Annotated in this window: 23 protein-coding genes and 1 pseudogene; 17 read left to right on the plus strand and 7 right to left on the minus strand. The window is 53.2% G+C overall.

Annotated elements, in window-relative coordinates:
* Window positions 1-365 precede the first annotated feature (365 nt).
* Window positions 366-1715, minus strand: coding sequence for a lysine-sensitive aspartokinase 3 (lysC, locus tag ACLJPE_RS18680; RefSeq protein ID WP_000136392.1), 1350 nt, complete (start codon window positions 1713-1715; stop codon window positions 366-368).
* Between the two features lie 387 nt (window positions 1716-2102).
* Between lysC and pgi the strand changes: the two genes are divergently transcribed.
* From pgi to psiE, 6 genes are all read left to right on the plus strand, one after another.
* Entirely contained in the window at window positions 2103-3752 is a 1650-nt protein-coding gene (gene pgi, locus ACLJPE_RS18685) for a glucose-6-phosphate isomerase (RefSeq protein ID WP_000790032.1), read from the plus strand.
* Between the two features lie 443 nt (window positions 3753-4195).
* Complete coding sequence (yjbE, locus tag ACLJPE_RS18690; RefSeq protein WP_001541297.1) at window positions 4196-4438, plus strand: exopolysaccharide production protein YjbE; 243 nt, start codon at window positions 4196-4198, stop codon at window positions 4436-4438.
* A gap of 63 nt (window positions 4439-4501) precedes the next feature.
* On the plus strand, window positions 4502-5140 hold the full coding sequence (locus tag ACLJPE_RS18695; protein WP_039514783.1) for a YjbF family lipoprotein: 639 nt from the start codon (window positions 4502-4504) through the stop codon (window positions 5138-5140).
* Entirely contained in the window at window positions 5137-5874 is a 738-nt protein-coding gene (locus ACLJPE_RS18700; RefSeq protein ID WP_000977974.1) for a capsule biosynthesis GfcC family protein, read from the plus strand. The genes ACLJPE_RS18695 and ACLJPE_RS18700 overlap by 4 nt, the downstream gene beginning before the upstream one ends.
* Window positions 5874-7970 (plus strand): YjbH domain-containing protein, encoded by a 2097-nt coding sequence (locus ACLJPE_RS18705; RefSeq protein ID WP_410966018.1) that lies wholly within the window; start codon window positions 5874-5876, stop codon window positions 7968-7970. Before ACLJPE_RS18700 ends, ACLJPE_RS18705 begins: the two co-directional genes overlap by 1 nt.
* A 142-nt stretch (window positions 7971-8112) precedes the next feature.
* Window positions 8113-8523: a phosphate-starvation-inducible protein PsiE gene (gene psiE / locus ACLJPE_RS18710; RefSeq protein WP_000982752.1), complete on the plus strand. Its 411-nt coding sequence runs from the start codon at window positions 8113-8115 to the stop codon at window positions 8521-8523.
* Window positions 8524-8568: 45 nt separating this feature from the next.
* Here the strand turns inward: psiE and xylE are convergent, their stop codons facing one another.
* The 3 genes from xylE to malF all read right to left on the minus strand — a co-directional run bounded on the left by xylE (window position 8569) and on the right by malF (window position 12813).
* Window positions 8569-10044: a D-xylose transporter XylE gene (gene xylE / locus ACLJPE_RS18715; protein ID WP_001091898.1), complete on the minus strand. Its 1476-nt coding sequence runs from the start codon at window positions 10042-10044 to the stop codon at window positions 8569-8571.
* Window positions 10045-10363: 319 nt separating this feature from the next.
* On the minus strand, window positions 10364-11254 hold the full coding sequence (gene malG / locus ACLJPE_RS18720) for a maltose ABC transporter permease MalG (protein ID WP_001252081.1): 891 nt from the start codon (window positions 11252-11254) through the stop codon (window positions 10364-10366).
* Between the two features lie 14 nt (window positions 11255-11268).
* On the minus strand, window positions 11269-12813 hold the full coding sequence (malF, locus tag ACLJPE_RS18725) for a maltose ABC transporter permease MalF (RefSeq protein WP_000382573.1): 1545 nt from the start codon (window positions 12811-12813) through the stop codon (window positions 11269-11271).
* Between the two features lie 42 nt (window positions 12814-12855).
* On the opposite strand from malF, the pseudogene ACLJPE_RS18730 reads away from it, so the two are divergent.
* Window positions 12856-12996, plus strand: a pseudogene (locus ACLJPE_RS18730) (hypothetical protein); the annotation flags it as partial.
* Here ACLJPE_RS18730 and malE read toward each other — a convergent pair.
* On the minus strand, window positions 12945-14135 hold the full coding sequence (gene malE / locus ACLJPE_RS18735) for a maltose/maltodextrin ABC transporter substrate-binding protein MalE (protein WP_000695415.1): 1191 nt from the start codon (window positions 14133-14135) through the stop codon (window positions 12945-12947). The pseudogene ACLJPE_RS18730 and the gene malE sit on opposite strands and share 52 nt — an antisense overlap.
* Before the next feature lie 361 nt (window positions 14136-14496).
* Here malE and malK point away from each other — a divergent pair, with 361 nt between their 5' ends.
* The 5 genes from malK (at window position 14497) to ubiA (ending at window position 19698) form a co-directional block, all read left to right on the plus strand.
* Window positions 14497-15606, plus strand: coding sequence for a maltose/maltodextrin ABC transporter ATP-binding protein MalK (malK, locus tag ACLJPE_RS18740; protein WP_000179176.1), 1110 nt, complete (start codon window positions 14497-14499; stop codon window positions 15604-15606).
* A gap of 88 nt (window positions 15607-15694) precedes the next feature.
* On the plus strand, window positions 15695-17053 hold the full coding sequence (locus ACLJPE_RS18745) for a maltoporin (RefSeq protein ID WP_000973678.1): 1359 nt from the start codon (window positions 15695-15697) through the stop codon (window positions 17051-17053).
* Between the two features lie 163 nt (window positions 17054-17216).
* Window positions 17217-18134, plus strand: coding sequence for a maltose operon protein MalM (malM, locus tag ACLJPE_RS18750; protein ID WP_000782497.1), 918 nt, complete (start codon window positions 17217-17219; stop codon window positions 18132-18134).
* A gap of 180 nt (window positions 18135-18314) precedes the next feature.
* A complete protein-coding gene (ubiC, locus tag ACLJPE_RS18755; RefSeq protein WP_000019217.1) occupies window positions 18315-18812 on the plus strand; it encodes a chorismate lyase in 498 nt (165 codons plus the stop codon).
* 13 nt (window positions 18813-18825) lie between these two features.
* On the plus strand, window positions 18826-19698 hold the full coding sequence (gene ubiA / locus ACLJPE_RS18760; protein ID WP_000455249.1) for a 4-hydroxybenzoate octaprenyltransferase: 873 nt from the start codon (window positions 18826-18828) through the stop codon (window positions 19696-19698).
* Window positions 19699-19796: 98 nt separating this feature from the next.
* Here ubiA and plsB read toward each other — a convergent pair whose 3' ends face one another.
* Window positions 19797-22217, minus strand: coding sequence for a glycerol-3-phosphate 1-O-acyltransferase PlsB (gene plsB / locus ACLJPE_RS18765; protein WP_015406182.1), 2421 nt, complete (start codon window positions 22215-22217; stop codon window positions 19797-19799).
* A gap of 170 nt (window positions 22218-22387) precedes the next feature.
* On the opposite strand from plsB, the gene ACLJPE_RS18770 reads away from it, so the two are divergent.
* The 5 genes from ACLJPE_RS18770 (at window position 22388) to ACLJPE_RS18790 (ending at window position 25318) form a co-directional block, all read left to right on the plus strand.
* A complete protein-coding gene (locus ACLJPE_RS18770) occupies window positions 22388-22756 on the plus strand; it encodes a diacylglycerol kinase (RefSeq protein ID WP_000002900.1) in 369 nt (122 codons plus the stop codon).
* Window positions 22757-22864: 108 nt separating this feature from the next.
* Window positions 22865-23473, plus strand: coding sequence for a transcriptional repressor LexA (lexA, locus tag ACLJPE_RS18775; protein ID WP_000646079.1), 609 nt, complete (start codon window positions 22865-22867; stop codon window positions 23471-23473).
* A gap of 178 nt (window positions 23474-23651) precedes the next feature.
* Window positions 23652-24977, plus strand: coding sequence for an MATE family efflux transporter DinF (gene dinF / locus ACLJPE_RS18780; protein ID WP_023229434.1), 1326 nt, complete (start codon window positions 23652-23654; stop codon window positions 24975-24977).
* A complete protein-coding gene (locus ACLJPE_RS18785) occupies window positions 24974-25087 on the plus strand; it encodes a hypothetical protein (protein ID WP_010989093.1) in 114 nt (37 codons plus the stop codon). The genes dinF and ACLJPE_RS18785 overlap by 4 nt, the downstream gene beginning before the upstream one ends.
* A gap of 21 nt (window positions 25088-25108) precedes the next feature.
* Window positions 25109-25318, plus strand: a complete 210-nt coding sequence (locus tag ACLJPE_RS18790) for a CsbD family protein (protein WP_001030592.1) — start codon at window positions 25109-25111, stop codon at window positions 25316-25318.
* 99 nt (window positions 25319-25417) lie between these two features.
* Here ACLJPE_RS18790 and zur read toward each other — a convergent pair whose 3' ends face one another.
* Window positions 25418-25933, minus strand: coding sequence for a zinc uptake transcriptional repressor Zur (gene zur / locus ACLJPE_RS18795; protein WP_000416271.1), 516 nt, complete (start codon window positions 25931-25933; stop codon window positions 25418-25420).
* Between the last annotated feature and the right edge of the window lie 103 nt (window positions 25934-26036).

A 26036-nucleotide genomic window follows, 5' to 3' on the forward strand; every position in this document is an offset into this window, starting at 1 on the left:
ATAGGGTAAGGGGGTTATCTGTGTTGTAGTGCAATCATAATTCCAACCAAAACAAAATAAAGCAACAATGAAAAAGTGGGCTTATACCAAAAGATATCAATTTTTAAATGTAACTCATTAAAATATAATGATTAATTTATGTTTTTGCTTTGTGTTGTTTTGTGTGGTTTTGTGACGAGGTTCAAAATGGGGAGTGCATAAATAGGGGAAAGTTGCCCATGTTGGTGGGACGAGTAGGGTGTTGCGGATTCCTGAGCAGTATTCCGCCGGCAGCGCCTGGCGCGGGAACCGCCGGATGACGTGCCTGCGTCGTCATCCGGCAGCGTATTGCCTGATAGCGCTCACCCGCTGTCGTGTCAGGGCGATTATTCAAATAAGTTCTGATGTAGCTTTTGCACCACTTTCTCGGCATCGTCTCCCGGCACGAGGAAGCACAGATTGTGGCTGGAGGCGCCGTAACAAATCATGCGAATGTTGAACGGTTCCAGGACGCCAAACACTTCTTTACCAACGCCGCAGGCTTTTGACAGGTTGTTGCCAATCAGCGCGACCAGCGCCAGTCCTTCTTCGACTTCTACCCGACACAGCGCGGAAAGCTCCATCAATAAGGATTGGGTCAGTAACGTATCGCCCGTGGAGGTGGAGCCGGTAGTATCCAGCGTCAGCGCGACGCTCACCTCCGAAGTGGTAATCAGATCTACCGAAATATTATGCCGCGCCAGAATGCCGAACACCTCAGCCAGGAAACCTCGCGAGTGCAGCATATTCAGGCTGTGCAGCGTCAATAGCGTTTGATTGCGGCGCAGCGCCAGCGCGCGGAACAGCGGCGGGTTTTGGGTTTTATTGCACACCAGCGTACCGCCCGCTTGCGGATCTTTACTGGAGCCAACGAAGACCGGGATATCGCTGCGCACGGCCGGGAGTAAGGTGGCTGGATGCAGTACTTTTGCGCCGAAGGTTGCCATCTCCGCCGCTTCTTCAAAGTCGATTTCATCAATTCGCTGCGCGACGGGCACCACGCGCGGGTCGGTGGTGTAAATACCGGGCACATCTGTCCAGATATCAACCCGCGCGGCGTGGAGCGCTTCAGCCAGCAACGCTGCCGTATAGTCGCTGCCGCCGCGGCCTAACGTCGTGGTGCGGCCTTTGCTTTCACTGCCGATAAAGCCCTGAGTAATGACCAAAGTTTCGTTCAGGCGCGGGAGCAACTGCTGCGCGGCCAGTTCCGCAAGCGCTGCGACGTCCGGTTCCGCACGACCAAAGCGATCGCTGGTACGCATCACTTTGCGCACGTCGAACCAGTGGGCCTGTACGTCGCGTTCACGCAGGATCTCAACAAATAGCAGGGTAGACATCAGCTCGCCGTGGCTGACCAGTTCATCGGTCAGGGCTGCCGATGTCGCCAGCGATGCCGCCTCCGCCAGAATAGTGATGTTTTCCAGCAGGCGTTCAATCTCTTCGCGAATGACATTCGGATGACGCAGACGATCAAGGATATCGAACTGGATTTTACGGATGGCGTCGAGCGTAGCGAAACGTTCGCCAGGCTCCATCCCTTCGGCCAGCGCCACCAGCAGATTAGTGATGCCGGCAGACGCGGAAAGCACGACTAAACGAACATTGGCGTCGGAAAGTACGATATCCGCGCTACGGTTCATGGCGTCAAAATCAGCGACGCTGGTACCGCCAAATTTGGAAACAACGATCTCTGTCATATCAACCTCGTGTCAGGAAATGAAAAACGCGACCATGGCACAAGGGCAGAACAGAAACCGGTGCAGGCGCAAATGCAAGTAACGTATTTATAAATAAAAGTTGTGGCCTGGACTGTCAACGTTGGGATTATGCGGATTTTTTATGCTGAGTTTAGGCTCAGTAACAGCGCTTATAACCCCGATACCCGTTTGTAGTATGTTGGCTTATCTATGCGCCCGGCGACTCACCCACTTGCTGCCTTTCTGCACCTCGAATTATTTAGGGTATATACTTTTTATCCTCATTCGACAGTGCCTGGGGCAACGGCACTAAAACAATCACACTTTTCTGTGACTGGCGTTACAATCGATCCCAGTCACAATTCTCAAATCAGAAGAGTATTGCTAATGAAAAACATCAATCCAACGCAGACTTCTGCCTGGCAGGCGCTCCAGAAACACTACGATGAAATGAAAGACGTTACGATCGCTGAGCTTTTCGCGAACGATAGCGACCGTTTCGCTAAATTTTCCGCGACGTTTGACGATCTGATGCTGGTGGACTTCTCCAAAAACCGCATCACCGAAGAGACGCTGGCAAAATTACAGGATCTGGCGAAAGAGACCGATCTGGCCGGCGCGATTAAATCCATGTTCTCCGGCGAGAAGATCAACCGCACCGAAGACCGCGCCGTGCTGCACGTGGCGCTGCGTAACCGTAGCAATACGCCGATCATCGTGGACGGCAAAGATGTGATGCCGGAAGTGAACGCCGTGCTTGAGAAAATGAAAACTTTCTCGCAAGCGATTATCTCCGGTCAGTGGAAAGGCTACACCGGTAAGGCCATCACCGACGTGGTGAACATCGGTATCGGCGGTTCCGACCTCGGCCCGTTCATGGTGACGGAAGCGCTGCGTCCGTATAAAAATCATCTGACTATGCACTTCGTCTCTAACGTTGATGGTACCCACATCGCTGAAGTGCTGAAAAAAGTGAACCCGGAAACCACGCTGTTCCTGGTGGCGTCGAAAACCTTCACCACGCAGGAAACCATGACCAACGCCCACAGCGCGCGCGACTGGTTCCTGAAAAGTGCAGGCGATGAAAAACACGTGGCGAAACACTTTGCTGCGCTCTCCACTAACGCCAAAGCGGTCGGCGAATTTGGTATCGACACGGCCAATATGTTCGAGTTCTGGGACTGGGTCGGCGGTCGTTACTCGCTGTGGTCTGCCATCGGGCTGTCCATTATTCTGTCCGTCGGTTTCGACAACTTTGTCGAGCTGCTTTCCGGCGCGCACGCGATGGACAAGCATTTCTCCACCACTCCGGCGGAGAAAAACCTACCCATTCTGCTGGCGTTGATTGGCATCTGGTACAACAATTTCTTCGGCGCGGAAACCGAAGCCATTCTGCCGTACGACCAGTATATGCACCGTTTCGCCGCCTACTTCCAGCAGGGTAACATGGAATCCAACGGTAAATACGTTGACCGTAACGGCAACGCCGTGGATTACCAGACAGGCCCAATTATCTGGGGCGAACCAGGCACCAACGGTCAGCACGCGTTTTATCAATTGATTCACCAGGGTACTAAAATGGTGCCGTGTGATTTTATCGCCCCGGCTATCACCCATAACCCGCTATCCGATCATCATCAGAAGCTGCTGTCTAACTTCTTCGCGCAGACCGAAGCGCTGGCGTTTGGTAAATCCCGCGAGGTGGTTGAGCAGGAATATCGCGATCAGGGTAAAGATCCGGCGCAGCTTGAACACGTTGTGCCATTCAAAGTGTTTGAAGGCAACCGCCCGACCAACTCTATCCTGCTGCGCGAAATTACGCCATTCAGCCTGGGCGCGCTGATTGCGCTGTATGAGCATAAAATCTTTACGCAGGGCGCCATCCTGAACATCTTTACTTTCGACCAGTGGGGCGTTGAGTTGGGTAAACAGTTGGCTAACCGTATTCTGCCGGAGCTGGGCGATGATAAAGCTATTTCGTCCCATGATAGCTCTACCAACGGTCTGATTAACCGTTATAAAGCCTGGCGCGCCTGATGGCGCTGCGCTTATCCGGTCTACGTAATGCATAGCGTCTGTAGGCCGGATAAGGCGTTTCGCCGCCATCCGGCAAAAAGAGAATAAGATAATAAAAAGGCCGATATTCACATCGGCTTTTTTTATAAGATAATTCCGCTTGTCCGTCTTTATCCCCACAATTTTATATTGAGCTTAATCCTAAAATAAGCAATAACCAGAAAATCACTCTGCGTTACTTTCAGATTATACGGATGCCGATGTCTTTTATTTTAATTTTAACTTATTGATTTTATTTGTTTGTTAATTAAACAATGTAGGCGTTACTTCTTTAAAGTTTAATTATCCTAAAACCTCGCTGTTATTTCTCCCGGACATAATCCGCCTGCTTTGGTTGTGTATACTCGGTAGCGCCCGAAATTCTTTTGGGTAAATCTCCATTCATTCAATGAAGGGAAATTATGATGAAAAAAGTACTGTATGGCATTTTTGCCATAACCGCGCTTGCGGCGACATCTGTCTCGGCAGCCCCCGTTCAGGTGGGTGAAGCGGCAGGGTCGGCAGCGACGTCGGTATCGGCGGGAAGTTCCTCCGCCACCAGCGTTAGCACCGTAAGTTCGGCGGTGGGCGTCGCGTTAGCGGCAACCGGCGGCGGCGATGGTTCCAATACCGGGACCACGACCACCACGACCACCAGTACCCAGTAGTATCGGTACGTTTAACCATAACCACACTCCGGTGTGGTTATTTTGCCCCTCTGGAGAAGCGTCGTGAAGCGACTCGCACTTATCCTGATTTGCCTGCTATTACAGGCGTGTTCGGCCACCACTAAAGGCCTGGGCGATTCACTGTGGGACAGTTTGTTCGGTACGCCAGGCGTACAGCTAACGGATGACGATATTCAAAACATGCCTTATGCCAGCCAGTACATGCAGCTTAACGGCGGTCCTCAACTGTTTGTGGTGCTCGCTTTCTCGGAAAACGGGCAGCAGAAATGGGTGACGCAGGATGGCGCGACGATCGTGACGCAGCATGGCCGTCTGGTCAAAACGCTGCTCAGCGGCGACAACCTGATCGATGTGAATAATCTGGCGGCCGACCCGCTGGCGAAACCAGGACAGATTATCAATGGCGCGACCTGGACTCGCACCCTGGGCTGGACCGAACATCGCCAGGTGCGTTACGCCACCGCCCGTTCCGTTTTTACATGGCGAGGGACCGATAGCGTTAGCGTCGGCAGTGAAGAGACCGCCGTGCGGGTGCTGGATGAAGAAGTGACGACCGATCAAACGCGTTGGCGTAATCGCTACTGGGTTGATAGCGAAGGCCAAATTCGCCAGACGGAACAGTATTTGGGCGCGAATTACTTTCCGGTGAAAACCACGCTGATTAAGGCGGCAAAATCATGATGAAAAGGACGATAAGCGCGCTGGCGCTGGCCTTTGTCGCGTCATCCGCCTTTGCCAGCGGCACTGTTACCGTTTTTACCCAGGGTAATAGCGAGCCTAAAACGCTGACAGACGCTGAGCGTCTGCTCGATTTAGTCGGACAGCCGCGCCTGGCAACGAGCTGGTGGCCTGCGGCGGTGATAGGCGAAGAACAGGCGACCGTGACGGCGCGTCAGCAGCAACAGGAACTTCTCGGGCGACTGGCGGCGCTCAGCGCTGAGGAAGACGGTGATGCGGCGGCGGCGATAAATACACTGCGCCGACAGATTCAGGCGGTGAAGGTGACGGGCAGACAATTCGTGAATCTTGATCCTGACGTAGTTCGGGTGAGCGAACGAGGTAACCCGCCGCTGCAAGGTCACTACACGCTCTGGGTCGGGCCGCAACCCACGCAGGTGACGCTCTTTGGCTTGATTAGCCAGCCGGGCAGCCAGCCGTTCGTCCCTGGGCGGGACGTCGCCAGTTATCTCGAGGGTCAGCGCTTACTCAGCGGCGCGGATCGTAGCTATGCCTGGGTGGTTTACCCTGATGGACGCAGCCAAAAAGCGCCGGTGGCTTACTGGAATAAACGTCATATCGAGCCAATGCCCGGCAGCATTATTTTTGTCGGTTTTGCCGATTCCCTTTGGCGCGGCACGCCGGAGGCGATAAATGCCGACATTCTTCATACCCTGACGCAGCGGATACCGGAATAATGAAAAAAACACATCTGCTCAGCGTGCTGGCGCTGGGTATTAGCGCGGCCTGCCATGCCGAAACATATCCAGCCCCTATTGGGCCTTCACAATCTGACTTTGGCGGCGTGGGCCTGCTGCAAACGCCGACAGCGCGTATGGCGCGTGAAGGGGAGATGAGCCTGAACTATCGTGATAACGATCAGTACCGCTACTATTCGGCTTCGGTTCAGCTTTTCCCGTGGCTGGAAACCACGTTGCGCTATACCGATGTCCGTACGAAAAAGTACAGCAGCGTGGAATCATTCTCCGGCGACCAGACTTACAAAGATAAAGCGTTTGATGTGAAACTGCGGTTGTGGGAAGAGAGTTACTGGATGCCGCAGGTGGCGGTTGGCGCGCGCGATATCGGCGGGACGGGGCTGTTTGATGCGGAATATATTGTAGCGAGTAAGGCCTGGGGGCCGTTTGATTTTTCATTAGGTCTCGGCTGGGGCTATCTTGGCACCAGCGGCAATGTGTCTAATCCTTTCTGTTCGTATAGTGATAAATTCTGTTCACGTGATAACAGTTATAAAGAGGCAGGTTCCGTCGACGGTAGCGATATGTTTCACGGCCCGGCCTCGCTGTTTGGCGGCGTGGAATACCAGACCCCGTGGCAACCGCTACGCCTGAAGCTGGAGTATGAAGGCAATAACTATCAGCAGGATTTTGCGGGTAAACTGGAACAGAAGAGCAAGTTTAACGTCGGCGCCATTTACCGCGTCACCGATTGGGCCGAAGTTAACCTCAGCTACGAGCGCGGCAACACCTTTATGTTTGGTGTTACGCTGCGCACCAATTTCAACGATTTACGTCCCGCGTATCATGACAATTCACGCCCGCAATACCGACCACAGCCGCAGGATGCCATCCTGCAACATTCGGTAGTGGCTAATCAATTAACGTTATTGAAATATAATGCTGGTCTGGCGGACCCGAAAATCCAGGTCAAAGGCGATACGCTGTACGTTACCGGTGAACAGGTGAAGTACCGCGACTCCCGTGAAGGGATCGTGCGCGCTAACCGGATCGTCATGAACGATCTGCCGGAGGGGATCCGCACGATCCGCGTGACGGAAAACCGCCTTAATCTGCCGCAGGTCACCACTGAAACCGATGTCGCCAGCCTGAAACGCCATCTGGAAGGCGAACCGCTGGGACATGAAACCCCGCTGGCGCAAAAACGCGTAGAGCCGATCGTGCCAGAGAGTACTGAACAGGGCTGGTATATCGACAAGTCGCGCATTGATTTTCATCTTGATCCCGTGCTGAATCAGTCGGTAGGCGGCCCGGAAAACTTCTATATGTATCAGTTGGGCGTAATGGGAACTGCGGATCTGTGGGTCACGGATCATCTGCTCACCACGGGCAGCGTGTTTGCCAATATCGCCAACAACTACGACAAATTTAACTACACCAATCCGCCGAAGGATTCACATCTGCCGCGGGTGCGTACGCATGTCCGTGAGTATGTGCAGAATGATGTTTATGTGAATAACCTACAGGCCAACTACTTCCAGTATTTTGGCAATGGTTTCTATGGGCAGGTCTACGGTGGTTATCTGGAGACCATGTTTGGCGGTGCCGGGGCGGAAGTCCTGTATCGCCCGATAGACAGCAATTGGGCGTTTGGTCTGGATGCCAACTACGTGAAACAGCGTGACTGGCGTAGCGCGCAGGATATGATGAAGTTTACCGATTACAGCGTGAAGACCGGACATTTGACCGCATACTGGACGCCGTCGTTCGCCCAGGATGTGCTGGTGAAAGCCAGCGTTGGTCAGTATCTGGCGGGCGATAAAGGCGGTACGCTGGAGATCGCCAAACGCTTCGATAGCGGCGTCGTTGTCGGCGGTTACGCGACGATTACCGATGCGTCGCCGGATGAATATGGGGAAGGGGATTTTACCAAAGGCGTATATGTTTCCGTGCCGCTGGATCTCTTCTCGTCCGGCCCAACCCGAAGTCGTGCGGCAATTGGCTGGACGCCGCTGACGCGTGACGGTGGTCAACAGCTTGGGCGTAAGTTTGGCCTGTATGATATGACCAGTGACAGGAGCGTAAATTTCCGTTAATACTCAGGCCGGATAAGGCGTTCAAAGCGCTATCCGGCAAATTATCTTATTGAACAAAATATAAACATAAATAAAAAATATAGATGCTCGTCACATTTGTGCGTTATACAGAAACCTCGCCGCAGAGAAAGAGGGGGCTGTTATGATGCCATTATCGCGCTCACGTCTTGAGTTTATCGCCACGATTTTACAAAACGTACTAAATTTGGGGCTGCTTACCCTCGGTCTGATCCTGGTCGTTTTTCTCGGTAAAGAGACGGTGCATCTGGCGGATGCATTATTCGTGCCTGAGCAAGCCAGCAAATATGAACTGGTGGAAGGGCTGGTGATCTACTTTCTTTATTTCGAATTTATTGCGCTGATTGTGAAGTACTTTAAGTCTGGCCTTCACTTTCCGCTGCGCTATTTCGTGTACATTGGGATCACGGCGATTGTGCGCCTGATCATTGTCGATCATAAAACGCCAATGGATGTATTACTCTATTCGGCGGCGATCCTCCTGTTGGTTATCACGTTGTGGTTATGTAATTCGAACCGACTACGGCGAGAATAGGCGTCGCCACACCGTAACGGACGTACGGCGTGGCGATAAATCAGCTTATTGTATGGCGGCTTTCGGCGTTTTCTCTTCTGCTGGCGTCCATAACTTCTCAAGTTCTTCCAGCGTTTTGCCTTTGGTTTCCGGCACGAACTTCCACATAAACAGCGCCGCCAGAATACCCATACAACCGTAAATCCAGTAGGAGAAACCGTTGTGGAAATGGGAAACCAGCCACGAATTTTTGTCCATCATCGGGAAGGTCCAGGAGACGAAGTAGTTCGCCAGCCACTGCGCGGCGACGGCAATGGCGAGCGCTTTGCCACGAATCGCGTTCGGGAAGATTTCTGCCAGCAGCACCCAACAAACCGGTCCCCAGGACATGGCAAATGCGGCGACGTAAAACAGCATCGACAGCAGCGCTATCAGCCCGGAAGCCTGGGTGTAAAACGCGGTGCCAAGGCTGAACATCCCAAGAGCCATACCCAATGCGCCAATAATTTGCAGCGGTTTGCGACCAAATTTATCTACCGTCATGATGGCCAGCACGGTGAAGCTCAGGTTGATTACGCCGACAATAATGGTCTGCAAGAGCGCCACGTCGGTGCTGGCCCCTAACGTTTTAAACACTTCCGGCGCGTAGTAGAGCACGACGTTAATGCCGACAAACTGCTGGAAGACGGACAGCATCACGCCAATGACTATCACGCCCACGCCAAACATCAACAGGCGTCCGCCGGTTTTACGGCCATGCTCCAGAGACTGGTTGATCTCCTGCATGGCCTGGGTAGTGAGGCTGCTACCCATAATTTTGCGCAGAATGCCCTCCGCCTGTTCGTGTTTGCCACGTGCCATCAGCCAGCGCGGGCTTTCCGGTACGGTATACAGCAGCAGTAAAAACAGCAGGGCGGGAATACTTTCTGAAGCAAACATATATCGCCAGCCATCGGTATTCAGCCAGTTAGCGTCACCAGAGCGGGCAATGAAATAGTTAACGCAATACACCAACAGTTGACCAAAAATAATGGCGAACTGGTTAAAGGAAACCAGTTTCCCACGAATATGCGCTGGAGCCAGTTCAGCAATATACATCGGTGAGAGCATTGAGGCTAAACCAACGCCAATACCACCAATGATGCGATAAATAACAAATTCGGGGACATATCCGGCCAAATAAACAGGTACGGCATTATCTGGGTTAATCGTGGTAAATCCTAATTCTGGCCATGCGGAGCCAATACCGGAAATAAAGAACAGCAGAGCGGCGATTTTCAGCGAGTCCCGACGACCAAAGCGGTTACTGCAATAACCGCCCAGCGCACCGCCGATGATGCAGCCAATCAACGCACTGGCGACGCAGAAGCCCAATAGCGAGTTGGCGGCGGATTCACTTAAATGTTGCGGAGCGACAAACACGGTATTTAAGGATTCTACCGTTCCGGATATGACGGCAGTGTCATAGCCGAATAATAACCCTCCTAATGTTGCGACTAAGGTAATGGAAAAAATATAGCGGGAATTATAGTGGGTGTTCATTCAGACCTGCCTTAGAGGATACAGCTCTTTTGATCAGTGTCGTGATGGTGAATTTAACAGGCAGGGAAAACAATTATCATTTTTTACATTGCAATTATGTTTTGTCTTTTCTGTGATCTTAATTCTGTTTAATTTGTCTGTTTTCAGGCGGTAAATATAATTGCAGTGATGGGGGCCACGAAAGGAAATAATCGTAACAGCAATGCAAAATAACATAAAAAAAGCGCTCCGAAGAGCGCCAAAATACGACCATAAGTGGGGATAACATAAGTTGAGGGCAGTGGCATTGCCCGTTGCCGGGCAGGTACTTCGATAAGACTTAACCTTTCACACCCCCTGCCGTCAGGCCGTTGACCAGCCAACGCTGCGCCAACAGGAACACCAGGGTGATAGGAATAGCGGAAAGGACGGCGGCGGCGGCAAAGTCGCCCCACAAATAGTTTTGCGGGTTGAGATATTGCTGCATACCCACGGCCAGCGTATAGCTGTCCACATCGCGCAGTAACAACGAGGCGACCGGAACTTCGGTAATCGCCGCGATGAACGACAGAATAAACACCACCGCCAGAATCGGTACGGAAAGCGGCAGCAGCACCAGGCGAAATGCCTGCCACGGGGTTGCGCCATCCAGCGCGGCGGCCTCTTCCAGCGAGCTGTCGATAGTTTCGAAGTAGCCTTTAATCGTCCAGACATGCAGCGCAATGCCGCCAAGATAGGCGAAGATCACGCCGCCATGCGTATTCAGACCGATAAATGGAATGTATTGTCCCAGGCGGTCAAATAACGCATACAGCGCCACCAGAGACAAAACCGCCGGAAACATCTGGAAAATCAGCATCCCCTTGAGCAGTGTTGCTTTACCTGGAAAACGCATTCGTGCGAAAGCGTAGGCGCAGGTGGTGGAGAGCGCCACGATGCCGATGGCGGTAATACCGGCGATTTTCACCGAGTTCCACAGCCACAGCAGGACCGGGAAGGGAGGCGGCGTTACCCGACCATCCGCATGTTCCACGCTGAAACCCAGCGCCAGCCGCCAGTGTTCCCAGGAGATTTTATCCGGGATCAGGCTTCCGGTGGCGAAGTTCCCCTCACGTAGCGAGATAGCGATGACCATCAGCAGCGGGAACATGATCGCCGCGATGAAAATCAGCAGCCCCAGGTGCGTGATGAAGAGACGTAATTTTTGAGATTTGGGTTGGACCATAGCCATTGTTATTATCTCCCTTAATCAAACTTCATACGCGTGGCTTTCAGGTTCACGATGGCCAGCGCGCCTACCAGCAGGAAGATCAGCGTGGCAATGGCCGCCGCCAGACCGAAGTCCTGACCGCCGCCGCCTTCAAAGGCGATACGGTAGGTGTAGCTGACGAGCAGATCGGTATAACCGGCAGGCGTGGTGGTGCCGAGACGGTCTGGCCCGCCGTTGGTCAATAACTGAATCAGGACAAAGTTATTAAAGTTAAAAGCGAAGCTGGCGATCATCAGCGGCGTTAGCGGCTTAATCAGCAGCGGTAAGGTGATCTTAAAGAAATTCTGAAATGGACCAGCGCCGTCCATTGCGGAGGCTTCGTACAGGTCATCCGGAATCGCTTTCAGCAGTCCCATGCACAGGATCATCATGTAGGGATAGCCCAGCCAGGTATTCACGATAATCACCATTGCCCGCGCGGTGTTGGGGTCGCTGAACCAGGCAGGTTTAATGCCAAACAGCGCGCTCAGCATCATATTGATTTCGCCAAAGCTTTGGTTGAATAACCCTTTGAAAATCAAAATTGAAATAAACGACGGTACGGCGTAGGGCAGAATCAGCAGGACGCGGTAGATAGCTTTACCTTTCAGCGCTTCCCACTGTACGAGGCAGGCCAATACCATCCCAACCGCCACGGTTAACACCACAGTGAGAACCGAAAAGACCACGGTCCAGACGAAGATAGCGAAAAAAGGCTTCTGGATCCCTTCGTCGGTAAAGACGCGCGTAAAGTTTTTCGCGCCGATAGTAACGGTATAACCAGGACTGAGTTTTTCATCACCCCAGCTTCCGTCGGCGTTGATCGACTGATAATAACCGCTATCGTTGTTTGGCCGGTATTTTACGCCGCTCTGGTTATTGGTCAGCAGGCCGTCATCAGCCAGTGTGTACAGCGGACGGGTACCGGAAAACTGACGCAGCGAGCTCATAATCACTTTACTTTCATCCGGCAGGACGGCGGTTATCTGGTTCAGTGCCAGACGGTTCTGGGTGATTATCCGCAGATTGGCGCGTTCGCCGCCCGGCAGGGCATCGGTCTCTTTCAGCTGTAATTTCTGTTCGCCGCCGAAGGAAAATGCGTCAGACAGGTAATGTTTGCCCGTTTCTCCGTCGGTGAGGGCCAGTTGCCACTCGTCGCCGGTCGGGTAAAGACCGAAGTTATAGGTTTTTCCCGCCTGATAAGAACGGTCCATCAGCACTTGCTGGGCGCGTTCAAAGGTGAGCTGGTTGGTGCTGCTGTAGTTAGTAAAGGCGATGGCGATGGTGCACACCAGCGGGAATAGCACAAACAGCCCCATGCCGGCGAGGCCAGGGTAAACGTAGCGCCAGGCATAGGTTTTACGATTTGCGAAAATATACAGGCCAGCAGAGCTTAAAATCAGCGTCATGATGGCGAACAGATACTCCCCTTGTACGTACATTAAAACTACAAGGTAACCCACCAGCAGGCCCAGCAGACCAATTACTGACCATTTAAGCTGGTCGCTTTGCCACCAGTGTTTCTTTTTAATGACATCCATGGGGGTTTTCCTCTACAGCGTTGAAACTTCCTGGCCGGAGATGTGCCTGATGGCGCTGCGCTTATCAGGCCTACGGTGTGTTGTAGGCCGGATAAGGCATTTATGCCGCCATCCGGCACAGGCTCGCGGCATTACTTGGTGATACGGCTTTGTGCATCTTTCAGCGCGGCATCCACGGTTTGACGGCCGCTGGCGGCGTTGATCACAGCCGTACGTACCGCATACCAGAAGGCGGACATCTGCGGAATATTAGGCATGATCTCGCCTTTCTGGGCGTTATCCATGGTGGCGGCGATACGGGGGTCTTTCGCTAACTGCTCCTGGAAAGATTTCAGCGCCACGGCGCCCAGCGGTTTATCTTTGTTCACCGCTTCCAGACCCTGATCGGTCAGCAGGTAGTTTTCGAGGAACTCTTTCGCCAGCTCTTTATTCGGGCTGGCAGCGTTAATCCCCGCGCTCAGCACGCCGACGAACGGTTTCGAGGGTTTGCCTTTGAAGGTCGGCAGCAGGGTGACACCGTAGTTGACTTTGCTCTTGTCGATGTTCGACCATGCCCACGGGCCGTTGATGGTCATTGCCGTTTCGCCTTTATTGAAGGCTGCTTCGGCGATGGAGTAATCGGTATCGGCGCTCATATTTTTGTTCTTGATCATATCGATCAGGAAAGTCAGACCCGCTTTCGCGCCGGCGTTGTCGACGCCAACGTCTTTCACGTCATACTTGCCGTTTTCAAATTTGAACGCGTAACCGCCGTCAGCGGCGATCAAAGGCCAGGTGAAATACGGCTCTTGCAGGTTGAACATTATCGCCGACTTCCCTTTCGCTTTTAGCTCTTTATCCAGCGCCGGGATCTCTTCCCAGGTTTTCGGCGGGTTCGGGACGAGGTCTTTGTTATAAATCAGGGAGAGGGCTTCAACGGCGATGGGGTAGGCGATCAGCTTGCCGTTATAGCGTACCGCATCCCAGGTGAACGGATAGAGTTTGTCCTGAAACGCTTTATCCGGAGTGACCTCCGCCAGCAGACCAGACTGCGCGTAGCCGCCAAAACGGTCGTGCGCCCAGAAGATAATGTCAGGACCGTCGCCGGTGGCAGCCACCTGCGGGAATTTCTCTTCCAGCTTATCCGGGTGCTCAACGGTCACTTTAATGCCGGTGTCTTGCTCAAATTTTTTACCGACCTCGGCCAGACCGTTATAGCCCTTGTCGCCGTTGATCCAGATAACCAGTTTACCTTCTTCAATTTTGGCGAGAGCCGGGGCGGAAATCATCATCGTCGTAAGTGCGGATAATGCGAGGATGCCTACGCCAGTTTTAATCTTCATATCTCCCATCCTTTTTGGTGATGTACACAGAGGTGGTTTAACGGTCTCTAGTTTCTTTATACGACAACCTCTTTCCATCCTCCCCGCCCCTACGCCCCACCCCGGCTTTATGTGATCTGTGTTACATAAATGTGAGTAATGCGTGCTGGCGCACATAAAAACACGCCGATTTTTGCGGGCGGCATCACGAAATTCCTTTTCTGTCCGCGCCCGTGGTCTCAGGCGCTGTGCCCTCATCCTCCCGCCTCCTCCCCCATAAAAAAGCCGGGGGGTGGAGGATTTACCCCAGTCAGGGATCGCGCATAGTCAGGCCATCATGAATGTTGCTGTCAATGACAGGTTGTAACGAAGGGAGAAGGGCATGGCGAGCGTACAGCTACGAAATGTAACGAAAGCCTGGGGTGACGTGGTGGTATCGAAAGATATTAACCTCGATATCCATGACGGGGAGTTCGTGGTGTTTGTCGGACCGTCAGGCTGTGGTAAATCGACCTTGCTGCGTATGATCGCCGGGCTTGAAACCATCACCAGTGGCGACCTGTTTATCGGGGAAACCCGTATGAATGATATCCCGCCTGCCGAGCGCGGCGTGGGCATGGTATTCCAGTCTTATGCGCTCTATCCCCATCTCTCCGTTGCAGAAAACATGTCTTTCGGCCTCAAGCTGGCGGGCGCCAAAAAAGAGGTAATGAATCAACGCGTCAATCAGGTGGCGGAAGTGCTGCAACTGGCGCATCTGCTGGAACGTAAGCCAAAAGCGCTTTCCGGCGGGCAGCGTCAGCGCGTAGCGATTGGCCGCACGCTGGTGGCGGAGCCGCGTGTGTTTTTGCTGGATGAACCGCTCTCTAACCTGGACGCCGCGCTGCGCGTGCAGATGCGCATTGAAATTTCTCGCCTGCATAAACGTCTGGGCCGCACGATGATTTACGTCACCCACGATCAGGTCGAAGCGATGACGCTGGCCGACAAAATCGTGGTGCTGGACGCCGGTCGCGTCGCGCAGGTCGGTAAGCCGCTGGAGCTGTACCACTATCCGGCGGATCGCTTTGTCGCGGGCTTCATCGGCTCGCCGAAGATGAACTTCCTGCCGGTGAAAGTGACCGCCACCGCAATTGAACAAGTCCAGGTCGAACTGCCGAATCGCCAGCAAATCTGGTTGCCGGTCGAAAGTCGCGGCGTGCAGGTCGGCGCCAATATGTCTTTAGGCATTCGGCCGGAACACCTGCTGCCGAGCGATATCGCCGATGTCACCCTGGAAGGTGAAGTCCAGGTGGTCGAGCAGTTAGGGCACGAAACACAAATTCATATCCAGATCCCCGCCATCCGTCAAAACCTGGTTTATCGCCAGAATGACGTGGTGCTGGTAGAAGAGGGCGCCACATTCGCTATCGGCCTGCCGCCAGAGCGCTGTCATCTGTTCCGCGAGGATGGCAGCGCATGTCGTCGTCTGCATCAAGAGCCGGGTGTTTAAGGCCTCCATAAAAAAACGAAACGCAAAACCATTCGCAGTTTTAGAAGGTGGCAGCGTTTAAAGAAAAGCAATGATCTCAGGAGATAGAATGATGATTACTCTGCGCAAACTCCCTCTGGCGGTTGCTGTCGCAGCGGGCGTAATGTCCGCTCAGGCAATGGCTGTCGATTTCCACGGTTACGCCCGTTCCGGTATTGGCTGGACGGGAAGCGGCGGCGAACAACAATGTTTCCAGGTGACCGGTGCACAAAGTAAATACCGTCTCGGTAACGAATGTGAAACCTATGCGGAACTGAAACTGGGCCAGGAAGTGTGGAAAGAGGGCGATAAGAGCTTCTATTTCGACACCAACGTCGCCTATTCGGTTAACCAGCAGAACGACTGGGAATCGACCGATCCCGCCTTCCGCGAAGCGAACGTGCAGGGTAAAAACCTGATTGAATGGCTGCCGGGCTCTACCATCTGGGCCGGTAAGCGCTTCTATCAGCGTCATGACGTACACATGATCGACTTCTACTACTGGGATATTTCAGGTCCTGGCGCGGGTATCGAAAATATCGATCTGGGCTTCGGTAAGCTTTCACTGGCGGCGACCCGCTCTACTGAAGCGGGCGGCTCTTACACCTTCAGCAGCCAGAATATTTATGATGAAGTGAAAGATACCGCTAACGACGTCTTTGACGTACGTCTGGCTGGTCTGCAAACGAACCCGGACGGCGTACTGGAGCTGGGCGTTGATTACGGTCGCGCCAATACGACCGATGGTTATAAGCTGGCTGATGGGGCATCGAAAGACGGCTGGATGTTCACCGCCGAACACACGCAAAGTATGTTGAAAGGCTATAACAAGTTTGTCGTGCAATATGCCACCGATGCCATGACCACGCAGGGTAAAGGCCAGGCGCGTGGTTCCGACGGTTCTTCATCTTTCACTGAAGAATTGCCTGATGGAACCAAAATTAATTATGCCAATAAGGTCATCAATAATAATGGCGATATGTGGCGTATTTTGGATCATGGCGCCATCTCGCTTGGTGATAAATGGGATTTGATGTACGTCGGTATGTACCAGAATATCGATTGGGATAATAACCTGGGTACTGAGTGGTGGACCGTGGGCGTACGTCCAATGTACAAGTGGACGCCAATCATGAGTACCCTGCTGGAAGTCGGCTACGACAACGTGAAATCTCAGCAGACCGGCGATCGTAACAATCAATATAAAATCACCCTGGCGCAACAGTGGCAGGCGGGCGACAGCATCTGGTCGCGTCCGGCTATCCGTATTTTCGCCACCTACGCGAAATGGGATGAGAAATGGGGCTATATCAAAGACGGCGATAACATTTCCCGTTATGCCGCAGCGACTAACTCCGGCATTTCCACCAATAGCCGTGGCGATAGCGATGAGTGGACCTTCGGCGCCCAGATGGAAATCTGGTGGTAATACGATGGTCATCTGACGTAACGAGGGGCGCAAGCCCCTCTGAAACATCAGGTCTGATGATGCTTGTAAGCCGAATAAGGCGCCAGCCGCCATTCGGCGATATGTTTGGGTTGGCGCGCTATTGCCTGGCTACCGCTGAACCCGCCTTATTGAGGTGAGAATAATGAAAATGAAGAAAAGTCTCGTTGCCCTCTGTTTAACCGCAGGGCTGTTCGCCAGCGTGCCGGGTATCAGCCTGGCGGAAGTGAACTATGTACCGCAAAATACCAGCGCCGCGCCTGCTATTCCTGCTGCTGCGCTACAGCAATTAACCTGGACGCCTGTAGATCAGTCAAAAACGCAGTCTACCCAACTGGCGACTGGCGGCCAGCGCCTTGACGTCGCCGGCATTACCGGCCCGGTCGCCGCTTATAGCGTTCCGGCGAATATCGGCGAGCTGACATTAACTCTGACCAGCGAGGTCAATAAGCAAGCCAGCGTTTTTGCGCCAAACGTGTTGATTCTTGACCAAAATATGACGCCTTCGGCATTCTTCCCCAGCAGTTACTTTACTTATCAGCAGCCGGGCGTCATGAGCGCAGACCGGCTGGAAGGCGTGATGCGCCTGACGCCTGCGTTGGGGCAGCAGAAACTCTATGTTCTGGTGTTTACGACCGAAAAAGATCTTCAGCAAACCACTACGCTGCTCGATCCGGCAAAAGCCTATGCCAAAGGCGTCGGTAACTCTATCCCGGATATTCCCGATCCAGTTGCTCGCCATACCACTGACGGCGTGGTGAAACTGAAGGTGAAAACCAACAGTAGCTCCAGCGTATTGGTCGGGCCGTTGTTTGGCTCGTCCGGTACCGGGCCGGTAACGGTAGGCAATACCGCCGCGCCGGTCGCTGCGCCAGCGCCAGTCGCGCCGAAGAAAAGCGAACCGATGTTGAACGATACGGAAAGCTACTTTAATAAAGCGATTAAGGATGCCGTAGCGAAAGGCGACGTCGATAAAGCGCTGAAACTGCTTGATGAGGCCGAACGTCTGGGATCGACATCTGCCCGTTCCACCTTTATCAGCAGTGTAAAAGGCAAGGGGTAATTGTTTCCCCACAGTGCTGATTTTGCAGCAACTGGTGCGTCTCCTGGCGCACCTTTTTTTGTCATTTCATGCGAATTGTTATTTTTTTGTTGCGCAACAGATCACTTAATTGTGATTGCGCCCCCCGTAATGTCTTTTCTGAGATACAATGACTTTAGGTTATGAATCGGAGAGTAAGGCATGTCACACCCTGCGTTAACGCAACTGCGTGCGCTGCGCTATTTTGATGCGATTCCTGCGCTTGAACCCCATTTGCTGGACTGGCTGTTGCTGGAAGATTCTATGACTAAACGTTTTGAGCAACTGGGAAAGCGGGTAAGCGTGACGCTGATTCGGGAAGCGTTTGTCGGCCAAAGTGAGGTCGAGGAAGCGTCAGGTTTACTGCCATCCGAATCCCGTTACTGGTTACGTGAGATACTGCTTTGCGCTGACGGCGAGCCCTGGCTTGCCGGACGTACCGTGGTACCGGAATCCACGCTGTGCGGACCTGAACAGGTCTTACAACATCTGGGTAAAACCCCGCTTGGACGTTATCTATTTACATCATCGACACTGACCCGCGATTTTATTGAAATTGGACGCGATGCAACGCTATGGGGGCGCCGCTCTCGACTGCGGTTGAGCGGAAAGCCACTGTTGCTTACCGAGCTTTTTTTACCTGCATCGCCGCTGTACTGAGAGGAAGATAAAGATGGAGTGGAGTCTGACGCAGAGTAAGCTGCTGGCGTTTCACCGTTTGATGCGTACAGATAAGCCTATTGGCGCGTTGCTGCTGCTCTGGCCGACGCTTTGGGCGCTATGGGTGGCGACGCCGGGTATGCCTCAGCTGTGGATTTTGGCGGTTTTTGTCGCTGGCGTGTGGTTAATGCGCGCGGCGGGCTGCGTGGTAAATGATTACGCCGATCGTAAATTTGACGGACATGTAAAACGTACGGTCAACCGGCCTTTACCCAGCGGCGCCGTGACAGAGAAAGAAGCGCGCAACCTGTTTGTGGTGCTGGTGCTGCTGGCGTTTCTGTTGGTGCTGACGCTGAACGCGATGACGATTCTACTTTCCGTGGCGGCGTTGGCGTTGGCCTGGGTTTATCCCTTTATGAAACGCTACACCCACCTGCCGCAGGTCGTGCTGGGGGCCGCTTTCGGCTGGTCAATCCCCATGGCGTTCGCCGCGGTGAGCGAATCCCTGCCGTTGAGCTGCTGGCTGATGTTCCTCGCCAATATTCTCTGGGCGGTGGCTTACGATACGCAATATGCGATGGTCGACAGAGATGATGATATCAAGATAGGCATTAAATCGACGGCGATCCTGTTTGGTCGTTATGACACATTGATTATCGGGATTCTGCAGCTTGGCGTCATGGCGTTAATGGCGCTGATCGGTTGGTTGAATGGTCTGGGATGGGGATATTACTGGGCTGTGCTGGTGGCGGGCGCGCTGTTTGTCTACCAGCAAAAACTGATTGCGAACCGTGAACGTGAAGCCTGCTTTAAAGCCTTTATGAACAATAATTACGTTGGCCTGGTGCTATTTTTAGGGCTGGCGATGAGTTACTGGCACTTCTGATGTCATGCCGGGCGGACCCGGCCTACAAAGCCAAAATTTTCAATACGTCATATCAGTTGCCCGATAAGCTTACGCCATCGGGCATTTCAGGCACTGGCTTACTCGCTCTGCGTCGCGCTTTCAATCGTCAGACGGACATCAGAGGTAATCAGATCGGCAAGCATCTGATATATCTTCATCGTTTCTGCCGGTTCGGCATCGCCCGTATCACTGATATAACCCTCATCCCGTAGCGTCAACACGAGTGAACTGAACACCGCTTTGTCGAAAAACTCCGGCGCGTTAATACCGTGTAGGACAGACAGACGTTGCGCCACGGTACGGCTTTCTTTCTCCAGCGTACTGCGGTTGATGGACGGATTGGCGCTCAACAGCCAGAACGTAATGGCATAACGCTGTAGCGTTTCTCGCGCGCCTGCCGCCAGCAGTTGCAGCGTACGGGAATGCGTCGGGTTGATATGCAGTTCATCATCCTGCAGGGTAATTAGCCCCTGACGCTGCATTTCACTGGCCAGCGCGTCGATGACCGAGGCTAACTCCTCGCGCTCCCAGCGCAGGAACAGCTCCGCTTTTAACATCGGATAGAGCGCTTCAACATGCTGCTGCAACGCATCACGCGAAATGCGACGATGCTGGGTGATAATCGCCGCCATCAGCGAAGGCATAATCAACATATGCGCGATATTGTTACGATAGTAGGTCATCAACACCGCCTGCTCGCGCGGCAGGATGATGATATCGCCAATGGTGTCTTTCTCGACCTCAAACTTATTCATCTGCAGCGCGTGAGCGATGAGCTCGCCAGCGCTGGCGGCAGGAACGGTTGAGTCTGTGGAATAAGGGACATTGCGCATCAGATCGAGATAGCAATCAAGCTGCTCGGTGAGCTGCTCGCGGGTGAGCGAGCGCTGACGCGACGCTAACAGCGCGGTACAACACAGGTTCATCGCGTTTGCCGCGCCAGCGTTGTTAATACGCACCATCAGATCGGCGGCGATACTATTTACCGTCGGCGTCAGCCAGGCTGGGCGTATGGCCTCTATAGGGTCGATAGATTCGCGCCACTCCGGCACATGCTGGTTCAGGTACGTCATGAGCGGCATCGGTTCGCCAAAGTTAACGTAGCCCTGACCCAGATTGCGCAGCTTGCTCAAGCCTTTCAGCATTTGCGGCAGGCTCTCTTTCTCTTTTGTCGCGCCGCGCAGCTCTTTCGCATAGGTTCCCACTTCCATGACGTGCTCATAGCCGATGTAAATAGGCACTAACGTAATTGGACGGGTACCGCCGCGCAGCATCGCCTGTATAGTCATCGACAGGGTGCCGGTTTTCGGGTCTAACAAACGTCCGGTACGCGAACGTCCTCCTTCGACAAAATACTCAACCGAGTAGCCGCGGCTGAACAGCTCGCCCAGGTATTCGCGAAAGACGGTGGAATAGAGTTTATTCCCCTTAAAGGTGCGACGAATAAAGAACGCGCCCAGACGACGGAAAATCGGGCCAGCGGGCCAGAAATTAAGGTTAATACCGGCGGCAATGTGCGGCGGAACCAGTCCCTGATGGTACAGCACATAAGAAAGGAGCAAGTAGTCCATATGGCTGCGATGACAGGGCACATAGACGATTTCATGCCCGTCGTGCGCCAGTTGGCGTACGCGCTCGGCGTTATGCACGTTAATCCCCTGGTACAGTCGGTTCCAGGTAAACCCCAAAATCCTGTCGGTCAAACGAATCATCTCGTAAGAGAAGTTCGCCGCGATCTCTTCCATCAGCGCAATGGCGTTTTGCTGCGCTTTTTCATGAGAGATTTTCTTACTACGCGCTTCGTCTTCTACCGCGCGGGCGATCGCTTTCGAGGCCAGCAGTTTGTTAAACAGATCCTGACGGGCGGGCAGGCGTGGGCCAACCGCCGCCAGGCGCTGGCGGGCAAAGTGCATACGCGCCACGCGAGCCAGCTTCTGCGCGATGATTTTATCGGTGCCGTGTTCATCAGCCATACGACGCAATGAGACGGACGGCGAGAATCGGACAAAGCTATCGCGACCCAGCCAGGAGATGGCAAAGAATTTCTGTACGCCGTTCAGCATACGTAAAGGCGGGTTATCTTCTCCCTTTTCACGACCCGGCGCGCGGCCAAACATCACGGAAACGGGCACCATCTGCACGTCCAAAGCCGGATTACTCCGATGCAGATCGAGATAATCGTGAAAAAGTTTCACCGACTCTTCTTTTGGCGTGTAATAGGTAAAGACACGCGGTCCGCCGTGAATAAATACATAGCGTGGCAGCAGCGCGCCGTCGATCTCCAGCGGCTCCAGCGGATCCGGGAGATCGTGCGCCAGACATTGAGCCCGCAGCGTCAGTAAGTCCGCTTTTGAGTTGTATGGCAAGACATACATAATGGGGCGAGAAGTATCGAGCCCCAATTCCTGGGCGGGTTCCGCCGGAATAGACTTGCTTTTTACCAGTATGCTTAATGGTAAATTCAGTAATTTGTAGTAAATTCGTGGCCAGCCGGACATAAACGATGTAAAGCCTCTGGTTAATAATGCAAATGCGGTGCAAGGATATCAGAAAGTTTAGCGAATTTCTGTTGTATCCCGTCATACTTCGCGCTGCGTTACGGCAGTCCGAATCGTGCAGGGCAACCGTATAATGTCATTGACGTTAATAATGTAAAAAGGTTCTTTTGATGGCCAATAATACCACTGGATTCACCAGAATTATCAAAGCGGCAGGATATTCCTGGAAAGGATTTCGCGCCGCATGGACTCACGAAGCAGCGTTTCGCCAGGAAAGTATCGCGGTATTGCTGGGCGTCATCATCGCCTGCTGGCTGGATGTGGATGCGATTACCCGTGTGTTATTGATAGGTTCCGTTTTACTTATCATGATTGTTGAAATCCTCAACAGCGCTATTGAAGCGGTCGTTGACCGCATCGGTTCTGAATACCATGAGCTTTCCGGCCGTGCGAAAGATATGGGATCGGCTGCGGTGCTACTGTCTATTTTCGTTGCCCTGATGACCTGGGGCATCCTGTTATGGTCACATTTTCGATAAAGGTTCCAAATTTTATAAATCTCTTGTTTTTTGCGCCGTTTGTGGTTCCAAAATCACCTTTAACTGTATATACTCACAGCATGACTGTATATACACCCAGGGGGCGGAATGAAAGCGTTAACGGCCAGGCAACAAGAGGTGTTTGATCTCATCCGGGATCACATCAGCCAGACAGGTATGCCACCGACGCGTGCGGAAATCGCGCAGCGTTTGGGGTTCCGTTCCCCAAACGCGGCGGAAGAACATCTTAAAGCGCTGGCGCGCAAAGGGGTGCTTGAAATCGTTTCCGGCGCATCGCGAGGTATCCGTCTGTTACAGGAAGAAGAGGACGGATTACCGCTTGTCGGGCGTGTCGCGGCGGGTGAACCGCTTCTGGCGCAGCAGCATATTGAAGGCCATTACCAGGTCGATCCTTCGCTGTTCAAACCCAGCGCCGATTTCCTGCTGCGCGTGAGCGGTATGTCGATGAAAGACATCGGTATTATGGATGGGGATTTGCTGGCGGTACATAAAACGCAGGACGTCCGTAATGGCCAGGTGGTTGTCGCTCGCATTGATGATGAAGTGACAGTAAAACGCCTGAAAAAGCAGGGCAATAAAGTGGAGCTGCTGCCGGAAAACAGCGAGTTTACACCGATAGTGGTGGATCTGCGCGAACAAAGCTTTACGATTGAAGGGCTGGCGGTAGGCGTCATTCGCAACGGGGAATGGTTGTAATCTCTTTTTAATCTCCTTGTAAGCCGTCATCCGGCAATCGTGCAGCCTGATGGCGCTGCGCTTATCAGGCCTACGGGAATGCAGTTCCTGAGATGATTAATTTGTAGGCCGGATAAGGCGTTACGTCGCCATCCGGCAATGCGCTCGTTTCGTTTAACTCCTTGTCAGGCTTTTCTCCATGCCGCTTTTTACCTCCTCTGATAAAGCTCTCTGGCGTCTCGCGCTGCCGATGATTTTTTCTAACATCACCGTCCCCTTACTGGGGCTGGTCGATACGGCGGTGATTGGTCATCTGGACAGCCCGGTTTTCCTGGGCGGCGTGGCGGTGGGCGCGACTGCCACCAGCTTTCTTTTCATGCTGCTGCTATTTCTACGTATGAGCACCACCGGACTAACGGCGCAGGCATTTGGCGCCAAAAATCCGCAGGCGTTAGCCCGGGCGCTCATTCAACCGTTATTGCTGGCGCTGGGCACTGGCGTGATGATTGTGCTATTTCGCACGCCGCTTATCGAGCTGGCTTTACATATTGTCGGCGGGAACGACGCTGTCCTGGTGCAGGCGAGACGCTTCCTTGAAATTCGTTGGCTAAGCGCTCCCGCGTCACTGGCGAATCTGGTGCTGCTCGGGTGGCTGTTAGGCGTTCAGTATGCGCGGGCGCCGGTTATCTTGTTGGTCGTGGGCAATATCCTCAACATCGCGCTCGACCTGTGGCTGGTGATGGGACTTCATATGAACGTGCAGGGCGCCGCCCTGGCGACGGTCATCGCAGAATATGCCACGTTACTGATCGGCCTCATGATGGTACGTAAAGTTCTCCATCTCCGCGGTGTGTCGCTGGATATGCTAAAACAGGCCTGGCGCGGCAACGTGCGCCGCCTTTTAGCGCTCAATCGCGATATCATGCTGCGCTCATTGCTCCTTCAGCTTTGTTTTGGCGCAATCACGGTGTCAGGCGCGCGGCTGGGCAGCGATATTATCGCGGTAAATGCAGTCCTGATGACCTTACTCACCTTTACGGCCTATGCGCTGGACGGTTTTGCTTATGCGGTGGAGGCGCACTCCGGTCAGGCTTACGGCGCGCGTGACGGTAGCAAGCTACTGGACGTCTGGCGAGCGGCGTGTCGTCAGTCAGGAATTGTGGCCTTGTTGTTTTCCACAGTCTATGCCCTGGCAGGCGAACATATTGTCGCGTTACTGACCTCATTGCCGCAAATACAGCTACTGGCGGATCGGTATCTTATCTGGCAGGTGGTATTACCGCTGGTGGGCGTATGGTGCTATCTGCTCGATGGTATGTTTATTGGCGCGACGCGCGCCGCCGAAATGCGCAATAGCATGGCAGTCGCCGCAGGAGGATTCGCGCTGACGCTCTTCGCCCTGCCGGTATTAGGAAATCATGGTTTATGGCTGGCATTAACCGTGTTCCTGGCGCTTCGCGGTCTGTCGTTGAGCCTTATCTGGCGTCGTCACTGGCGCGAGGGTACATGGTTTGCCAGATCGTGACGGTTAAAAATTCTGAATATAAAACCGAAGGCCGAATTCCTGCCTACAATTATTATCACGTCCAGCAGAAATTGCAGAGCATTTGGGCGAATAACACCTGCTATTCCTAACCGAATGATGAGGACAAGATGATGAATAAAGACGAAGCCGGCGGTAACTGGAAACAGTTTAAAGGTAAAATGAAAGAACAATGGGGCAAACTGACCGATGACGATATGACCGTTATCGAAGGTAAACGCGACCAACTGGTAGGTAAAATCCAGGAGCGTTACGGTTACCAGAAAGATCAGGCGGAAAAAGAGGTTGTTGACTGGGAAACCCGTAACAACTATCGCTGGTAATACGTTTTCCCCTACCAGGAGTACATGGATGTGCTTCCCACTGTTTGCTTATGAATGCGGGCGTGCCCCTCTCTACTGCCGCCCGTTTTTCCGTTCAGGCTAACGCGGTTTTTTCTTCACCAGCACCGAGTGATCGTGACCACAGTCGCCCGGATGGCGACACGCTTCCACTTCTACGCACGCAGGGCACAGACCGTGCGCCTCAATAACGTTATGTCGTAGCGCAAAGCCCATTTTAGCCGCCAGCGTATGCATGATGTCTTCCACGCCCTCGGCACACTCTTCTTTCACCACGCCGCAACGATCGCAGATAAACATGGCCGAGCTGTGCGTCGGCTGGTCGAACAGGTGGCAAACCACATAACTATTGGTGGATTCCACTTTATGGACAAAACCCTGTTCGAGCAAAAAATCCAGCGCGCGGTAAATGGTGGGCGGTTTGGCCTGTGGTTCCGTTTCGCGCAGCAAATCGAGCAAATCGTATGCGCTGATGGCACCCTGTTGCAGACTCATCAGGCGCAGCACTTCGAGGCGCTGAGGCGTCAGGCGTACGTTGCGCTGCGCGCAGAGTTTTTCAGCTTGCGCCAGTAACTCTTGCGTTGTGGTCTTTTCCATGTAGCACCTCGAATGGCATGAAAGTCTAATCCGTTACTTTACCACGAGCTGCTTAAAACTCTGAAATTACCCCGCGACAATATATCGCCTGCTAAGCTTTTCC

The sequence above is a fragment of the Salmonella sp. SAL04196 genome (assembly GCF_046550835.1).
GTDB lineage: Bacteria > Pseudomonadota > Gammaproteobacteria > Enterobacterales > Enterobacteriaceae > Salmonella > Salmonella enterica.

Coding starts and splice junctions, on each gene's coding strand:
- lysC (WP_000136392.1), bottom strand. CDS start 1,715: ATGACAGAGATCGTTGTTTCCAAATTTGGCGGTACCAGCGTCGCTGAT.
- pgi (WP_000790032.1), top strand. CDS start 2,103: ATGAAAAACATCAATCCAACGCAGACTTCTGCCTGGCAGGCGCTCCAG.
- yjbE (WP_001541297.1), top strand. CDS start 4,196: ATGAAAAAAGTACTGTATGGCATTTTTGCCATAACCGCGCTTGCGGCG.
- ACLJPE_RS18700 (WP_000977974.1), top strand. CDS start 5,137: ATGATGAAAAGGACGATAAGCGCGCTGGCGCTGGCCTTTGTCGCGTCA.
- ACLJPE_RS18705 (WP_410966018.1), top strand. CDS start 5,874: ATGAAAAAAACACATCTGCTCAGCGTGCTGGCGCTGGGTATTAGCGCG.
- psiE (WP_000982752.1), top strand. CDS start 8,113: ATGATGCCATTATCGCGCTCACGTCTTGAGTTTATCGCCACGATTTTA.
- xylE (WP_001091898.1), bottom strand. CDS start 10,044: ATGAACACCCACTATAATTCCCGCTATATTTTTTCCATTACCTTAGTC.
- malG (WP_001252081.1), bottom strand. CDS start 11,254: ATGGCTATGGTCCAACCCAAATCTCAAAAATTACGTCTCTTCATCACG.
- malF (WP_000382573.1), bottom strand. CDS start 12,813: ATGGATGTCATTAAAAAGAAACACTGGTGGCAAAGCGACCAGCTTAAA.
- malE (WP_000695415.1), bottom strand. CDS start 14,135: ATGAAGATTAAAACTGGCGTAGGCATCCTCGCATTATCCGCACTTACG.
- malK (WP_000179176.1), top strand. CDS start 14,497: ATGGCGAGCGTACAGCTACGAAATGTAACGAAAGCCTGGGGTGACGTG.
- ACLJPE_RS18745 (WP_000973678.1), top strand. CDS start 15,695: ATGATGATTACTCTGCGCAAACTCCCTCTGGCGGTTGCTGTCGCAGCG.
- malM (WP_000782497.1), top strand. CDS start 17,217: ATGAAAATGAAGAAAAGTCTCGTTGCCCTCTGTTTAACCGCAGGGCTG.
- ubiC (WP_000019217.1), top strand. CDS start 18,315: ATGTCACACCCTGCGTTAACGCAACTGCGTGCGCTGCGCTATTTTGAT.
- ubiA (WP_000455249.1), top strand. CDS start 18,826: ATGGAGTGGAGTCTGACGCAGAGTAAGCTGCTGGCGTTTCACCGTTTG.
- plsB (WP_015406182.1), bottom strand. CDS start 22,217: ATGTCCGGCTGGCCACGAATTTACTACAAATTACTGAATTTACCATTA.
- ACLJPE_RS18770 (WP_000002900.1), top strand. CDS start 22,388: ATGGCCAATAATACCACTGGATTCACCAGAATTATCAAAGCGGCAGGA.
- lexA (WP_000646079.1), top strand. CDS start 22,865: ATGAAAGCGTTAACGGCCAGGCAACAAGAGGTGTTTGATCTCATCCGG.
- dinF (WP_023229434.1), top strand. CDS start 23,652: ATGCCGCTTTTTACCTCCTCTGATAAAGCTCTCTGGCGTCTCGCGCTG.
- ACLJPE_RS18790 (WP_001030592.1), top strand. CDS start 25,109: ATGAATAAAGACGAAGCCGGCGGTAACTGGAAACAGTTTAAAGGTAAA.
- zur (WP_000416271.1), bottom strand. CDS start 25,933: ATGGAAAAGACCACAACGCAAGAGTTACTGGCGCAAGCTGAAAAACTC.